Here is a 15,345-nt window from a genome sequence, read left to right as displayed (position 1 = left end):
AAGCGGGTAGGAAATCAAATTGTTATAATCCAAAATAGTTAAATCTTAATAAATTTAGAGGTAAATATGAGTGAAACGGCAATAACCATCGGTTTACTCGCCCTCGTAGCCATAATAGGTCTATGGATTGGGCACTTCAAAGTTAAGGGGGTCGGCCTAGGTATTGGCGGCGTATTATTTGGCGGTATTTTAGTGGCGCATTTTACAACACAATATGATATTAAGTTAGATAGCCACACATTACATTTTGTACAAGAATTCGGCTTAATTCTATTTGTTTATACGATTGGCATTCAAGTAGGCCCTGGCTTTTTTGCTTCTTTAAGGAAATCAGGATTAGCCTTAAATGGTCTAGGGATCTTAATCGTTGTACTCGGTGCATTAGTCACCATTCTAATTTACAAACTTGCCGAAATTCCACTTGACGTGGTACTGGGTATTTACTCTGGTGCAGTCACCAATACGCCATCTCTCGGTGCAGGTCAACAAATCCTTTCTGAATTAGGTATGACGCAAACCACATCTACCATGGGGATGGCCTATGCAATGGCCTATCCTTTTGGAATTTGTGGTATTTTGCTTTCTATGTGGCTGATTCGTCTTTTCTTTAAAATTAAATTGGATGACGAAGCTGAAAACTTCGAAAAAGAAAGTGGTCACGATAAAGAAGCGCTCAAAAGCATGTCTCTGAAAGTCACCAATACTAATCTCAATGGTATCCATTTGATTGAGATCCCTGGTTTTGACGATGAAGATGTCGTTTGTTCTCGCTTAAAACGAGGTGAATTAGTCATTGTGCCAAAAGCGGATACCGATGTTCAACTTGGTGACATTTTGCATTTAGTTGGCAATCCTGAAGGCTTAAAAAAAATGCATCTTATTATTGGGGAGGAAGTCGATGTGCCAGTCGCAAGCTTGAGTGGTGAAATTCGTTCTGAACGCGTTGTGGTTACCAATGAAAAAGTATTAGGTAAACAAATTCGCCATCTCGGTATCCATCAAAAATATGGTGTGGTGATTTCACGTTTAAATCGTGCGGGTGTAGAGTTGGTTCCGACTGCCCATACAGCCCTTCAATTCGGCGACGTATTACACATGGTGGGTAAAACCGACATTCTCAACCAAGCCATTTCAGTGATTGGGAACGCGAAACAGAAACTGTTACAAGTACAAATGTTACCCGTATTTATTGGGATTGGCTTAGGGGTGTTACTCGGCTCTATTCCTTTCTATATTCCAGGCTTTCCTGTGGCATTAAAATTAGGGCTAGCGGGAGGACCATTAGTTGTCGCATTAATTCTTGCTCGAATTGGCTCTATCGGTAAACTCTATTGGTTTATGCCACCAAGTGCAAACTTGGCATTGCGCGAAATTGGTATAGTGCTCTTTCTCGCTGTAGTCGGCTTAAAATCTGGCGGTAGTTTTGTGGATACACTCACCAATGGTTCAGGCCTTGAATGGATGGGATATGGTATTTTCATCACACTTATTCCATTAATGATTGTAGGTGTTATTGCTCGTTTATATGCCAAATTAAATTACCTTTCACTTTGTGGTTTATTGGCGGGTTCGATGACAGATCCTCCAGCGCTCGCTTTCGCCAACGAACTTAAAGAGGGAAATGGTGCAGCAGCACTCTCCTATGCGACAGTTTATCCTCTCACTATGTTCTTAAGGATCGTTTCACCACAATTGTTAGCGATTCTTTTATGGGTTTGATATTCTTCTGACTTGGGGCAGAATAACTGCTCCAATATTTATACTAAGTGCTATTTCAAACATAAAACAATTCAAATAAATCGCCCCTAAGTCTACCCCTTTCTCTCATTCAATGATAGAATTCCTCGCTTTACTTCAATAGGAAAAGAAATGTCATTAGTTGAATTTGTAATTGATAAACTCGATGATTTGAAAGGCATGGAAATTGTACATTTTGATGTAAAAGCTAAATCATCGATTACTGAAAATATGATTATTTGTACTGGCGCATCTAGCCGTCAAGTCTCTGCTATGGCCGATAACCTTATTGCGGAATGTAAAAAAGCCGGTTACGAAACCTTTGGTGAAGAAGGGCGCAATACGGCTGATTGGATCGTGGTCGATCTCGGTCAAACTATCGTACATATTATGCAACGTGATGCGCGTGAGATGTATCAGTTAGAAAAACTTTGGGCATAAAGTGCGGTCAATTTTGATTGTGTTTTGAAAGGGAAAAGGATGAAAATCACATTAATCGCTGTGGGCACAAAAATGCCAGCTTGGGTGACAACTGGATTTGAAGAATACCAACGTCGTTTTCCTAAAGATATGCCTTTTGAACTGATTGAAATTCCTGCTGGAAAGCGTAGCAAAAATGCAGATATTAAACGCATCTTAGAACAAGAAGGCAAAGCAATGCTAGCGGCTTGTGGAAAAAGCAAAGTGGTGACATTAGATATTCCAGGCAAACCTTGGACAACGCCACAACTTGCTGAACAATTAGAGAGTTGGAAAAACGATGGTCGTGATGTGTGCTTGCTTATTGGCGGACCTGAAGGCTTATCTTCTGAATGCAAAGCTGCGGCAGAACAAAGCTGGTCACTTTCTCCGCTCACCATGCCCCATCCATTAGTGCGTGTTGTGGTGGCTGAAAGCTTATACCGCGCTTGGTCGCTAACCACAAATCATCCTTATCACAGAGAATAACGTGTTACATTACCGATGAATTTAAAGAAATTCTTTGCTGCCCCAAGCCATGATGCCATCCGTGATAAAAAAGCTGAACGGAATTTATTTGCACGTCGCACATTGGTCGCATTCGTTGGTATTTTAGCGCTAAGCAGTGTGTTATTTGCCAACATTTACCATCTTCAGGTGATAAGTTACGAAACATATCAAACTCGCTCTAACGGCAATCGCATTAAATTACTTCCATTGCCGCCTACTCGCGGATTAATTTATGACCGTTATGGTGAACTACTGGCGGAAAATCTCACCTTTTTCGGCTTATATATCGTGCCAGAAAAAACGGAGAATTTAGACCGCACTTTTGAAGAGTTGCGCTATGTTGTAGGGCTCACAGACAAAGACATTGAGCATTTCAAAAAAGAGCGCCGCCGCGGTACTCGCTATACACCTATTTTACTCAAACAAAACTTAACGGAAGAACAAATTGCTCGTTTTGCTGTGAATCAATATAAATATCCAAGCCTTGATATTCGTCCTTATTTCAAACGAAATTACCTGTACGGCGAAGCGATGACTCATATTTTAGGCTATGTTGGACGCATCAATGACCGAGATGTTGAACGCCTGAAAAAAGAAGAAAAATTCGCCAATTACTCAGGCTCGACAGATATAGGAAAACTGGGTATTGAACGTTATTACGAAGAGCAACTCCATGGCTCGACGGGTTTTGAAGAGGTTGAAATTAATAACCGTGGCAAAGTTATTCGTAAATTGCGAGAACAACCAGCTACTGCGGGTAAAAGTATTCATCTGACTATCGATTTAGCTCTACAACGCTATATTATGGCATTACTGTCAGGGCAAAAAGGCGCGGTTGTCGTACTGGATCCTAAAGATAACAGTGTACTAGCGATGGTTTCTACACCAAGTTACGACAATAATTTATTCGTCGATGGCATTTCTTCTAGTGATTACAAACGTTTACTAGAAGATCCAACTCGACCACTTTACAGTCGTGCAACGCAAGGCGTTTACCCCCCTGCCTCCACAGTAAAACCATTTGTTGCTGTTGCTGCGCTAACAGAAGGCGTAATTACGACCAATACCACTATCTTTGATCCAGGTTATTGGACATTACCCAATTCAACAAAACGTTTCCGAGATTGGAAAAAATCAGGACACGGTTATACGGACTTAAATAAAGCGATTACTGAATCATCAGATACTTTCTTCTATCAAACCGCCTTTAACTTAGGTATTGATCGTTTTTCTATGTGGATGAAACGTTTTGGTTTTGGTATGCCGACAGGTATTGAAATCCAAGAAGAAGCCTCAGCCAACATGCCGAGTAAAGAATGGAAACAAAAACGCTATAAAAAACCTTGGGTACAAGGTGATACAATCTCGGTGGGGATTGGTCAGGGTTATTGGACGGCTACACCATTACAAGTGGCAAAAGCAACCTCTATTGTGGTCAATAACGGCAAAATTCATACACCACATTTAATGAAATCCGTTGAAGGCGCCACCATTGAGCCCTATCAAGATCCACTTTTATATGAAGATATTACCGATCCGAAACAAGCTTATTGGGATGCGGCTAAGCGTGGTATGTTCAATGTGGTGAATTCAGGTGCAGGGACAGGGCGAAAAGCCTTTATCGGCACCAACTACCATGTAGCCGGAAAATCTGGTACGGCACAGGTTTTCAGTTTAAAAGAAAACCAAAAATATGATGCTGCAGGGTTAAAAAAGGAATTGCATGACCATGCTTGGTTCACCGCTTATGCACCCTACGAAGATCCAAAATTGGTTGTTACGATTATTTTAGAAAATGCCGGTGGCGGCTCAAGTAATGCAGCGCCAATTGTGCGTCAAATTATGGATTTCTACTTGAATAAACGCTTGCCACAAATTGAACGTCAAGAAAATGCTGAAAAAGAGAAAAAGACAGCCCAAACTAATTTAGATGCGCTAGCACTAGACCCCTAACCAAGTGAGAATGAATAATGGAAGAAAAAGTACCTTTATGCTTGCGATTATGGCAACGTTTACATATTGATTTCTTATTATTTATTGGGCTCGTTGCTATTACGGCTTACGGTATGCTTGTGCTTTATAGTGCATCAGGTGCCAGCGAAGTGATGTTTCAAAATCGCATTATTCAAGTCATATTAGGCTTTACTGTCATGATCATTATGGCACAGCTGCCCCCAGAATTTTATCAACGTCTGGCACCTTATTTATATTTGATGGGTTTTATTATGCTAATTTTGGTTGATGCTATCGGGACCACAAGTAAAGGCGCTCAACGTTGGTTAGATCTCGGATTTATTCGCTTTCAGCCTTCTGAAATTGTAAAGCTCGCAGTACCATTAATGGTTGCCGTCTATTTGGGTAACCGTCCATTACCCCCTAAAATGAGCGAGACTTTCATCGCTATCGCAATAATTATCATACCTACCTTACTTGTAGCCATTCAACCGGACCTAGGTACATCAATTCTCGTTAGTGCATCAGGCTTATTCGTGGTGTTTTTAGCCGGGATGAGTTGGTGGCTTATTATTTCTGCTATACTTGGTTTAGCAGCCTTTATTCCTATCATGTGGATGTATTTAATGCATGACTACCAACGCATGCGTGTATTAACTTTGCTTGACCCCGAAAAAGATCCTTTGGGGGCAGGTTATCACATTTTGCAATCTAAAATTGCCATCGGTTCAGGCGGTATATCTGGAAAGGGATGGATGCAAGGAACACAATCCCAATTAGAATTTTTGCCTGAACCGCACACTGATTTTATTTTTGCCGTAATGAGTGAAGAGCATGGAATGATTGGTTTCCTTATTTTGATGGCAATTTATTTATTTATTATTATCCGTGGATTAATGATTGCAGTTAATGCAGAAACTTCTTTCGGGCGTATTCTTGCTGGAGCAACCACACTGATTTTCTTTGTTTATATCTTTGTAAATATTGGCATGGTAAGCGGCATTTTACCTGTTGTAGGAGTACCTTTACCACTCTTTAGCTACGGCGGAACTTCATATGTCGCTATCATGGCAAGCTTCGGTTTGGTGATGTCTATCCATACGCACAAGCCTCGTTTTATGAAAGGGAACTAATTTCTCTTTTAGCTTTCTTATAAAGAATACGGATAATATTGAAAGTAATAAGTATGATATTTAAAAACTTCTTAAAAACGACCGCTCTTTTCACTATGATCATTAGCTCAAGCCTCTCAGCTTTTGCCGATACTAAAAAAATGTATGGTATCCAAGGCGATTCATTATCAATTGCCACAACCATTCAAACACCCCAAAGCTACCAAGTGAATGGTAAAACCTACACCACACAAGGTGATGAAGCAAAATCTTACTCCAAAGAAGGAATGGCAAGTTACTACCATCATAAATTTAATGGGCAGAAAACAGCGAATGGTGAACACTATGATTCGACACGTTATACTGCTGCCCATAAAACCTTACCATTAAATTCATATGCAGTTGTCACAAACTTGCATAACAATCGTAAAGTGATTGTACGAATTAATGATCGTGGTCCGTTTAGTGAGAAACGTATCATTGACTTATCTCATTCGGCTGCGAAAGAATTAGGTCTTATTGCTCGTGGTACAGGGCAAGTAAGAATTGAAGCATTACATGTGAATCATAAAGGTCAAATTTCAGGTGTTGGGGCAAAAACACTTGCTAAACATGCGAAAACAAAAGAAGCAATTCGTCGCTTGGTATCAAATAAACATAAAAAGGAAAAAAAATCACAACTCAAACATCACAAAGAATGTAAAAATTGCCTCAAAACTAAAACGACTTATTCTATCGCACAAAAAACAAGCAAAAAACACGAACATAAAGCTCGTATTAAACGATAAGGTTTATTTTATTGTATTCACGGAGCAAGCTATAACGCTTAGCAATTAAGCACAAAATGATAAAAACACCTAATAAATTATCATTCATCATTTATACTTATAAACCGAATAGACTATTAAAGGAAAAACTATGTTAAAACAATCTACTAAATTGAAAAAACTCTCCCTACTTACTGCATTCATGGCAACTTCAACATTTGTCACAGCTGAAGATATTCAATACGGTATTGCTATACCCGAAATAAATGCCCAAACCTATATTTTAATGGATTATAATTCTGGAGCCGTATTATCATCACTGAATCCAGATCAACGTCAATATCCAGCCTCATTAACCAAAATGATGACTAGCTATGTGATTGGCGAAGCTTTAAAGCAAGGTAAAATTCATAATGAAGATATGGTCACTATTGGCGAAAGTGCTTGGGGTAGAAACTTCCCTGATTCTTCAAAAATGTTCTTAAATTTAAATCAACAAGTATCCGTCGGTGATTTAAACAAAGGAATTATCATTGTTTCAGGTAATGATGCTTGTGTAGCGGTGGCAGAACATATTTCTGGTACCGTTGCGAACTTCGTTGATACCATGAATAAATATGTGCAACAATTTGGCTTAAAAAATACCCATTTCACTACACCACACGGTTTAGATGATCCAAACCAATATTCAACTGCTCGTGATATGGCGATTATTGGTGCACATATTATCCGCGATTTACCTGAAGAATATAAAATCTATTCAGAAAAAGAATTTACTTTTAATAAAATTAAACAGCCTAACCGTAATGGTCTATTATGGGATAAAAGCCTTAATGTAGATGGCATGAAAACGGGTCACACAAGCCAAGCTGGCTATAATCTCGTTGCTTCTGCAACAAACGCAAGCAATATGCGTTTGATTTCTGTTGTCATGGGCGTACCAACCTATAAAGGTCGTGAAGTAGAAAGTAAAAAACTCTTACAATGGGGTTTTGCTAACTTTGAAACCTTAAAAACCTACAAAGCCAATGAAGAAATTTCAACACAATCGGTTTACTACGGTGATAAAGGAGAGGTAAAAGTTGGTGTATTACAAGATGGATTTATTACCGTACCCAAAGGCAAACAAGCTGACTTAAAAGCACGTTACGAATTAGATAACAAATACTTACAAGCACCTTTAGCAAAAGGCCAAGTGGTGGGTAAAATCATTTATCAATTAGATGGTAAAGATGTCGCAACCGTGAGTCTTCAAGCATTAGAAGATGTGCAAGAAGGCGGCTTCTTAGGTAAAGGTTGGGACTGGTTAGTGTTAACGGTTAAAGGACTATTTGATTAAACACCTTGAAAACTAACCGCACTTCCCCATTTATATTTCATCAACAAATTCATAAGGTGTGAATTTAACCGATTATCACACCTTATCTTTAAATTAAGGAAACAAAATGGCAAACGAAAATGATTATGAAAAACTGAAAGAATTAATGGAATTTCCTGCTGCAATGACTTTTAAAGTAGCAGGCATTAATCGCGAAAATTTAGCACAAGATCTTATTGCAGTGGTACAAAAATACTTACCGGGTGATTATATTCCAAAAGAAAAACGCAGCAGTAAGGGCACTTATAATTCTGTTTCAATTGATATTGTGGTACAAAACTTTGAGCAAGTAGAAACACTTTATAAAGAGCTTGCTAAAGTTGAAGGCGTCAAAATGGTTATCTAAAATGAATAAAACTAATTTAATTGTCCGTCAATTAGGTTTGCAAGATTATCAGGAAATTTGGCATAAAATGCAGGAATTCACCGATAATCGAAATACAGAAACGACTGATGAAATTTGGTTAGTTGAGCATCATCCTGTTTTCACTCAAGGCCAAGCTGGCAAACCAGAACACTTATTACAACGTAGTAATATTCCTGTTGTTCAATCCGATCGCGGCGGTCAAATTACTTATCACGGTCCAGGCCAGCAGGTGATGTATGTGCTCATTGATATTAAACGTCATGAACATTTAAATGTCCGTCAATTAGTGACCGCACTTGAACAATCTGTCGTGAAAACCCTCGCAGACTATGGTATTAAAGGTTATCCAAAATCCGACGCACCAGGCGTATATATTGACGGCAAAAAAATCTGTTCATTAGGTTTACGCATTCGCAAAGGCTGTTCTTTTCACGGTTTAGCATTTAATATCAATATGGATCTCAATCCTTTCCATTATATTAATCCTTGTGGCTATGCAGGGCTTGAAATGTGTCAGCTTGCTGACTTTATTGGTAAAGAAGAAGCGACACTTGACAAGGTTTCCCCCAAATTAATTAAACACTTTGCCGAACTTTTGGGCTATAATGTTACAAATTTATAACATTCACTTTTATAACATATAAAAAATGCCTAAATCAGGCATTTTTCTTTAGGAAAGAACAATGTCAACGCCTTTTAAAATGGAACGCGGTGTGAAATACCGCGATGCTGCCAAAACATCAATTATCCCTGTTAAAAATATCGATCCTAATCAAGAATTATTGAAAAAGCCGGAATGGATGAAGATCAAATTACCGTCTAGCTCATTAAAGATCGAAACGATTAAAAACGGGATGCGTCGTCATGGCCTACATTCGGTATGCGAAGAAGCGTCTTGTCCAAATTTACACGAATGCTTTAACCATGGCACAGCAACCTTTATGATTCTAGGCGCAATTTGTACTCGTCGCTGCCCTTTCTGTGACGTTGCACATGGTAAACCCTTACCGCCAGATCCTGATGAACCACGTAAATTAGCTGAAACCATCCAAGATATGAAGTTGAAATATGTGGTGATTACCTCTGTTGACCGCGATGATTTACCTGATCGTGGTGCGGGTCATTTTGCTGAATGCGTAAAAGAAGTACGCGCATTAAACCCTGGTATTAAAATTGAGATTTTAGTGCCTGATTTCCGTGGTCGGATTACGCAAGCCTTAGAAAAATTAAAAGATAATCCACCAGATGTATTCAACCACAACTTGGAAAATGTACCACGCTTGTATAAAGAAATTCGTCCTGGTGCTGATTATCAATGGTCTTTAAAATTACTTCATGATTTCAAAGAAATGTTCCCAAATATCCCAACGAAATCGGGCTTAATGGTTGGGTTGGGCGAAACCAATGAAGAAATCCTTGAAGTGATGGAAGACTTACGCGCAAATGGCGTAACCATGCTTACGCTTGGTCAATATCTCCAACCAAGTCGCCATCACTTACCGGTTGCACGCTATGTGCCACCAGCAGAGTTTGATGAATTCCGTGATAAAGCCAACGCTATGGGCTTTGAACACGCTGCCTGTGGTCCATTTGTTCGCTCTTCCTACCATGCTGATTTACAAGCAAGTGGTGGATTAGTGAAGTAATCAAAACAGCTAAAAAAATGACCGCACATTGAATTTCAAGTCCGGTCATTTTTTATGTCATCCTTTCAACTAGTCAGTTACGGCGGGCTTCCCTTCTTCCCCCTCATCAGTTTCCATCATGCTTTCTTGACGAAGGTCTTCAAGGGTACGACCATTAATTAAGTAGCCATTTTCTGTTTTTTCCACTCTAGAAACGTAATTATCACCTTCTTCTACAAATTCTCGGTGAAGTTTTCCATCATGTTTCACAAAGCTACTTAAATATTGCCAAAAGTATGAATTTTCCTTAATGGCTAAGGCTTTTTCATTTTGATCATCAAACAACATTTTATTTAATGTCAGATTAAATGTGCCTTCAATATTATCAGGAATCATATCTGATGAATCATCTTCTGGCACTTGAGGCACAATACCACTCACTTCCAATTTAACTGGATAAGCATTGGTTTCAGGATAAGTATTTAAATTGAAATTTAACGTTGCATTATCAACAATTAAATCAAGCTCTTTCCAGGAGTTTTTAATGTATTTCTCAAATGTTGCTGACGTTAAATGCGTGTTACACAATGCACCATAAAAAGGTGCTGAACAAAATCTTGCTGATAAATGAGCTTTGCTATGATTAACTTTAAATGGCGCATCCAAAGATAATTTTTCAAATTGGAAACCTGCACTTGGATAACCAATTTTATTCGCAGACAATGTGATATGCTCATTATATTGGTCATTGTCTAATGTTTTCGTCTTATCACTGGCTGATATGTTATCAAGCACTAAATCGGCCATATTAAATGATTTTAACGCGGCTTCAATATTGGTTTTACCACTAAACTCTTTCACCCATTTATCTTTGGCATTTAAGAAATCTTTATTGTCTTTTGCCGTTGCTTCTTTCTCTGCAATGGTATCTAACAAAAACGGTACAAACGCCAGTTCATTTGCCACATTGTAATCATCTAACTGAATATTAACCTTACCTCCTTTGGCTTCCCATTTACGTTCTTTCTCGGCAGGCGTTTGCTTCACACTTTCAACATTCAGTTTAAAATCCACATTGGCTTTAGTTAAATTCGTATTCGCCAACTTAAGTTCAAGACCTGTATTTTGTAAGTTAAAATAAGGTTGATTATTTTTAGGAACATTAACAGAAAGCACAGATAACGAACTATCAAAACGATCGTTTTGTGTAAAAATTTTTGTTAATAAATTGACGCCATCTTTAATGCTTAATGAACCATCGCTTAATTTTTTAAATTCATGATGAAAATTGATCGAACTTGGCACGCCGTTTTGCTTAACGAATAAATTTAAACCACCTGCTGTTGCTTGACTTTCTTCTGTTGTGCGGCTTTTATTGGCTATGCGCAAAATATCACTGCTGAATTTTGTGCTCAGATCACGTTTATCAGCCTCACCTGGTTTTACATCGAAATGGTAAGTTGCATTTTTAAGGTAAATATGTGTATTTTCACCATTTAATAATGCTAATTCAGCATTTTTCGCGGTTAATTCAATACTTGATAGGTCGTATTGATTTATGCTAATAGGTACAAGGCGAGCTTCACCTTCAATTTGTTCCAGTTTAGTGTCTTTATCGTAATTAAAGCCACTTAAGGTTGTTTTCAGCTCAACGTCTTTATTTTTTAAGAAATGAAAACCGATAGAAAGGTTTTGGGACTTATTCGCAAAATCTCGGAATTCCGTCGAAATATCAGACTGTAAATAATCCCCTACCGGCGAAAATTTACTATTAATTGTATTTTTATCAATCGTGATATTTAATGTTTTATTTAATTGACGAACTAATTGATCGGATAACTGTGACTCAGCCGTAATAAAGAAAGGCAACGCGGTGAGCTTAGTTGTAATGACATTTGTACTTTTCGCATCACTATTTTTTACACTAAAGATTAACTCTCGAATAAAAAAGTTTTTCGCAGTTTGTGTCACATTTAATGTTGCTTGGTTATCCAAAGAATAAGGGAAATTTTTTAATACCTGATCGATTTTGTGATTAGTATAAAATTGTGCGCCGATCCCAAGTGCCACTGCGATAGCCGAAATCGTCAATGTTATTGTTTTTTTCTTGCTCATAACGTCCCCAAATACGATCTCTATTTACAATCTTGAAATTCTTTTAAAAAATTAACCGCACTTTTCTCTTCAAAGTGCGGTCAGTTTCCTGTCTATTTTAGCCTAAGATTTTATCTAATTCTTGGCTTACAGCTTCCACTTTTTGAGTACCATCTAAACGGAAATATTGCGTATTACCTGCTTTTGCTTCAGCTTGGTAATAATCAATTAATGGGCTGGTTTGTTTGTGGTAAACCGCTAAACGATCTAATACAGTTTCTGGTTTATCATCTGCACGGATAATTAAATCTTCACCCGTTACATCATCTTTACCTTCCACTTTTGGTGGGTTGTAAACGATGTGGTAAGAACGACCCGATGCTTGGTGTACACGACGACCACTCATACGTTCAACGATCACTTCATCCGGTACATCAAACTCTAAAACGTAATCAATTTTCACGCCAGAATCTTTTAATGCATCCGCTTGTGGAATCGTACGTGGGAAACCATCTAATAAGAAACCATTTGCACAATCTGGTTGAGAAATACGATCTTTTACTAACGCCACGGTTAATTCATCCGGTACTAATTTCCCTTCATCCATTAATGCTTTTGCTTGTTTGCCTAATTCAGTCCCTGCTTTAATCGCTGCACGGAACATATCCCCTGTTGAAATTTGTGGGATACCAAACTTGTTCATAATAAATTGCGCTTGTGTGCCTTTTCCTGCACCAGGTGCACCTAAAAGAATAATTTTCATACGAATCTCCAATAAATAATAGACCTGTTTAAAATACCGTTAAAGCCTTGTTTGGTCAAATGATTTTGCTGTTAATTTTGACCGCACTTTATTTTATTTTAAGCTTTTTCATTTCCTTTTTCATTCCATGGCGCCACCCAGAATAAACAAATCATTCCTGGGATAGCGAGAAATAAACAAATCCAGAAAAAATGATAGTAGCCCACTGCTTTAACCAAGTAACCAGATAACATACCAAGTCCTTTACTTGGTAAAGCGGAAAGGCTGGTAAATAAGGCTAATTGAGTGGCTGTATAAAGCGGATTCGTTTCGCGAGCCATAAAGGCGACAAAGGCAGCAGTACCGAGACCAACACCAATATATTCACCGGCAATCACGAAACCTAATTTCCAAAGTTCTGCAGCGCCGATATGGTCAAAATGCCCAAATGCAGCTAACCAAATAAATCCACCAATAGTGATTAATTGAATAAAACCAAATACCCATAATGCGCGATTAATCCCTAAACGCAACATGATCACGCCACCCACGAGACCGGCTGAGATACTTGCCCAAAGTGAAGTGCTTTTTACCACCAACGCAATATGTTCTTTCTCAAAGCCCATATCATAAATAAATTTGGTTTGTAACGTGGTAGCAAACGAATCGCCAAATTTATACAAGAACAAAAAGAGTAAAAAACCGATGGCTTGGGCGACGCCTTTACGTTGGAAGAACTCTTTCAAGGGTATCCAAAACACCCTATAGAAAGGTTGATCACGATCGACCTGTGCAATATTTGGTTCTTTCGCTAAAAAGAGTGTCATAAATATGCCTGCTAGCATACAAAGTGCGGTCAATAAAAAGACGATTTCCCACGGATAAATCGTCGCTAAATAAAGCGACAGCCCCCCAGGAATTAAACCTGCAACACGATAAGCATTAATATGGATGGTGTTCCCCAATCCTAATTCATTATCGGTCAAAATTTCACGACGGTAAGCATCGAGTACAATATCTTGTGTTGCTGAGAAAAAGGCAATAAATGTGGCAATTTTAGCCACTGCACTTAACTCTGTCAGGGGATCAAACTGACTAATCGCATAAAGGGAAATCAGCAAAACAACTTGAGAAATCAATAACCAACTACGACGACGCCCTAAAAAATGCGGGAAATAGCGGTCTAATAATGGTGCCCATAAAAATTTCAAACCATATGGCACCATCACTCCTGTCAAGGCACCGATTAATTCAACAGAAAGCCCTTTATCTGTCAGCCACACTGGCAACATTTGCAATAACACGAAAAGTGGTAAGCCCGAACTAAATCCAGTGAAGACACAGATCAGCATTTTGCGGGTAAATATTTGACTAGAAAGGGATTGTTCTGACATAAAGTGCGGTTATTTTTGAGCGTGTTTTATCTGATTAAAATAGTAAGGGCGGAATGTACTCCACCCAACAAGAGTGAGATTAATCTCTGTATCCTTTCGGATTATTTTTTTGCCAATTCCAAGTGTCTTTCATCATTTGCTCAAGACCACGTTCAGCTGTCCAATTTAACTCTTTTGCTGCAAGACTTGGATCAGAATAACATGTTGCAATATCACCAGGACGACGTGCGACAAGACGATACGGGATTTCAATATTGTTCGCTTGTTCAAACGCTTTCACCATATCAAGCACAGAATAACCCGTACCTGTACCTAAGTTATAAATGTGTAAACCTGCGTCATTTTCATGGCGATTTAATGCTTTTAAGTGACCGATGGCTAAATCCACCACATGGATATAATCACGTACACCTGTGCCGTCATGAGTATCATAATCGCTACCAAACACCGAAAGTTGCGGTAATTTACCAATGGCAACTTGGCTAATGTAAGGTAATAGATTATTTGGAATGCCGTTTGGATCTTCACCAATCAAGCCACTTGCGTGAGCACCCACTGGGTTGAAATAACGTAAGATCGTCATACTAAATTGCGGTTCAGCTTTCGCAACATCGGTCAAAATTTGTTCCACCATGTATTTAGATGTACCGTAAGGGTTGGTTGTACCGCCTACTTTGCAGTCTTCTGTAATTGGAATAATTTCTGGATCACCATAAACCGTTGCAGATGAACTAAATACAAAGTTCCACACGCCTGCTTTTTTCATTTCTTGAATCAAAACAATCGTGCCTGATACGTTATTCATATAGTATTCAGCTGGTTTTTGAACACTTTCACCCACAGCTTTTAAACCCGCAAAATGGATGACCGATTGAATACTGTTTTCAGCAAAGATTTTTTGTAATAAAGCACGATCTAAAATATCGCCTTCATAAAATTTCACGTCTTTACCGGTAATTTCTTTAACTCGTTCTAAAGATTTTGGGGAGGAATTGCATAAATTATCCAATACCACCACTTCTTTATTTGCATTTAATAATTCCACTACGGTATGTGAGCCGATATAACCCGCTCCACCCGTTACTAAAATCGCCATGGGTTGCTCCTTAATCATTTTGTTCGTGAATTATAACATTGATTTCTACGATACATAAATTTATCCCCTTTTTTGACCGCACTTTGGTGTGATCGTTGTCACAGAATAAAC

At 38.5% G+C, this 15,345-nt stretch carries 14 protein-coding genes; 10 read left to right on the top strand and 4 right to left on the bottom strand.

All coding sequences use genetic code 11. The features are described from left to right. The first annotated feature begins 66 nt into the window (after nt 1-66). The 10 genes from ACXVWP_RS05855 to lipA all read left to right on the top strand — a co-directional run bounded on the left by ACXVWP_RS05855 (nt 67) and on the right by lipA (nt 9,929). Entirely contained in the window at nt 67-1,719 is a 1,653-nt protein-coding gene (locus ACXVWP_RS05855) for a putative transporter (RefSeq protein WP_128786975.1), read from the top strand. A 150-nt stretch (nt 1,720-1,869) separates the two neighbouring features. Next, complete coding sequence (gene rsfS / locus ACXVWP_RS05850; protein ID WP_289901440.1) at nt 1,870-2,178, top strand: ribosome silencing factor; 309 nt, start codon at nt 1,870-1,872, stop codon at nt 2,176-2,178. 39 nt (nt 2,179-2,217) lie between these two features. Beyond that, on the top strand, nt 2,218-2,685 hold the full coding sequence (gene rlmH / locus ACXVWP_RS05845; RefSeq protein ID WP_289901441.1) for a 23S rRNA (pseudouridine(1915)-N(3))-methyltransferase RlmH: 468 nt from the start codon (nt 2,218-2,220) through the stop codon (nt 2,683-2,685). A 15-nt stretch (nt 2,686-2,700) separates the two neighbouring features. Then, complete coding sequence (gene mrdA, locus ACXVWP_RS05840; RefSeq protein WP_289901442.1) at nt 2,701-4,659, top strand: penicillin-binding protein 2; 1,959 nt, start codon at nt 2,701-2,703, stop codon at nt 4,657-4,659. Nucleotides 4,660-4,676: 17 nt separating this feature from the next. Further along, nucleotides 4,677-5,792 carry a rod shape-determining protein RodA gene (rodA, locus tag ACXVWP_RS05835; protein WP_289901443.1) on the top strand — a complete coding sequence of 372 codons (1,116 nt, stop codon included), beginning with the start codon at nt 4,677-4,679 and terminating at the stop codon, nt 5,790-5,792. Nucleotides 5,793-5,845: 53 nt separating this feature from the next. Continuing rightward, nucleotides 5,846-6,559 carry a septal ring lytic transglycosylase RlpA family protein gene (locus ACXVWP_RS05830; protein WP_289901444.1) on the top strand — a complete coding sequence of 238 codons (714 nt, stop codon included), beginning with the start codon at nt 5,846-5,848 and terminating at the stop codon, nt 6,557-6,559. Between the two features lie 130 nt (nt 6,560-6,689). After that, entirely contained in the window at nt 6,690-7,877 is a 1,188-nt protein-coding gene (locus ACXVWP_RS05825) for a serine hydrolase (RefSeq protein ID WP_289901445.1), read from the top strand. Nucleotides 7,878-7,983: 106 nt separating this feature from the next. Then, entirely contained in the window at nt 7,984-8,262 is a 279-nt protein-coding gene (gene ybeD / locus ACXVWP_RS05820; protein ID WP_289901446.1) for a DUF493 family protein YbeD, read from the top strand. A 1-nt stretch (nt 8,263) separates the two neighbouring features. Further along, nucleotides 8,264-8,905, top strand: a complete 642-nt coding sequence (gene lipB, locus ACXVWP_RS05815) for a lipoyl(octanoyl) transferase LipB (RefSeq protein WP_458473299.1) — start codon at nt 8,264-8,266, stop codon at nt 8,903-8,905. Nucleotides 8,906-8,966: 61 nt separating this feature from the next. Further along, nucleotides 8,967-9,929 carry a lipoyl synthase gene (gene lipA / locus ACXVWP_RS05810; protein ID WP_005697928.1) on the top strand — a complete coding sequence of 321 codons (963 nt, stop codon included), beginning with the start codon at nt 8,967-8,969 and terminating at the stop codon, nt 9,927-9,929. A gap of 69 nt (nt 9,930-9,998) precedes the next feature. On the opposite strand, the gene ACXVWP_RS05805 is transcribed toward lipA, so the two are convergent. The 4 genes from ACXVWP_RS05805 to galE form a co-directional block, all read right to left on the bottom strand. Next, the gene (locus tag ACXVWP_RS05805; protein WP_297567366.1) at nt 9,999-12,023 is read right to left on the bottom strand and encodes a hypothetical protein; all 2,025 of its coding nucleotides are present in this window, start codon (nt 12,021-12,023) and stop codon (nt 9,999-10,001) included. A gap of 97 nt (nt 12,024-12,120) precedes the next feature. Beyond that, entirely contained in the window at nt 12,121-12,765 is a 645-nt protein-coding gene (gene adk / locus ACXVWP_RS05800; protein ID WP_005695482.1) for an adenylate kinase, read from the bottom strand. A 98-nt stretch (nt 12,766-12,863) separates the two neighbouring features. Further along, nucleotides 12,864-14,138, bottom strand: a complete 1,275-nt coding sequence (locus tag ACXVWP_RS05795; RefSeq protein ID WP_289901449.1) for an MFS transporter — start codon at nt 14,136-14,138, stop codon at nt 12,864-12,866. Nucleotides 14,139-14,217: 79 nt separating this feature from the next. Continuing rightward, on the bottom strand, nt 14,218-15,234 hold the full coding sequence (gene galE, locus ACXVWP_RS05790; protein WP_005700019.1) for a UDP-glucose 4-epimerase GalE: 1,017 nt from the start codon (nt 15,232-15,234) through the stop codon (nt 14,218-14,220). Between the last annotated feature and the right edge of the window lie 111 nt (nt 15,235-15,345).

It is taken from the genome of Haemophilus sp. SZY H56, from assembly GCF_054332415.1.
This window is presented reverse-complemented; position numbering and strand designations above follow the sequence as displayed.

What these genes read in the sequence shown, in the direction of transcription:
- ACXVWP_RS05855 (WP_128786975.1), top strand. Translation starts at nt 67, where the DNA reads ATGAGTGAAACGGCAATAACCATCGGTTTACTCGCCCTCGTAGCCATA.
- rsfS (WP_289901440.1), top strand. Translation starts at nt 1,870, where the DNA reads ATGTCATTAGTTGAATTTGTAATTGATAAACTCGATGATTTGAAAGGC.
- rlmH (WP_289901441.1), top strand. Translation starts at nt 2,218, where the DNA reads ATGAAAATCACATTAATCGCTGTGGGCACAAAAATGCCAGCTTGGGTG.
- mrdA (WP_289901442.1), top strand. Translation starts at nt 2,701, where the DNA reads ATGAATTTAAAGAAATTCTTTGCTGCCCCAAGCCATGATGCCATCCGT.
- rodA (WP_289901443.1), top strand. Translation starts at nt 4,677, where the DNA reads ATGGAAGAAAAAGTACCTTTATGCTTGCGATTATGGCAACGTTTACAT.
- ACXVWP_RS05830 (WP_289901444.1), top strand. Translation starts at nt 5,846, where the DNA reads ATGATATTTAAAAACTTCTTAAAAACGACCGCTCTTTTCACTATGATC.
- ACXVWP_RS05825 (WP_289901445.1), top strand. Translation starts at nt 6,690, where the DNA reads ATGTTAAAACAATCTACTAAATTGAAAAAACTCTCCCTACTTACTGCA.
- ybeD (WP_289901446.1), top strand. Translation starts at nt 7,984, where the DNA reads ATGGCAAACGAAAATGATTATGAAAAACTGAAAGAATTAATGGAATTT.
- lipB (WP_458473299.1), top strand. Translation starts at nt 8,264, where the DNA reads ATGAATAAAACTAATTTAATTGTCCGTCAATTAGGTTTGCAAGATTAT.
- lipA (WP_005697928.1), top strand. Translation starts at nt 8,967, where the DNA reads ATGTCAACGCCTTTTAAAATGGAACGCGGTGTGAAATACCGCGATGCT.
- ACXVWP_RS05805 (WP_297567366.1), bottom strand. Translation starts at nt 12,023, where the DNA reads ATGAGCAAGAAAAAAACAATAACATTGACGATTTCGGCTATCGCAGTG.
- adk (WP_005695482.1), bottom strand. Translation starts at nt 12,765, where the DNA reads ATGAAAATTATTCTTTTAGGTGCACCTGGTGCAGGAAAAGGCACACAA.
- ACXVWP_RS05795 (WP_289901449.1), bottom strand. Translation starts at nt 14,138, where the DNA reads ATGTCAGAACAATCCCTTTCTAGTCAAATATTTACCCGCAAAATGCTG.
- galE (WP_005700019.1), bottom strand. Translation starts at nt 15,234, where the DNA reads ATGGCGATTTTAGTAACGGGTGGAGCGGGTTATATCGGCTCACATACC.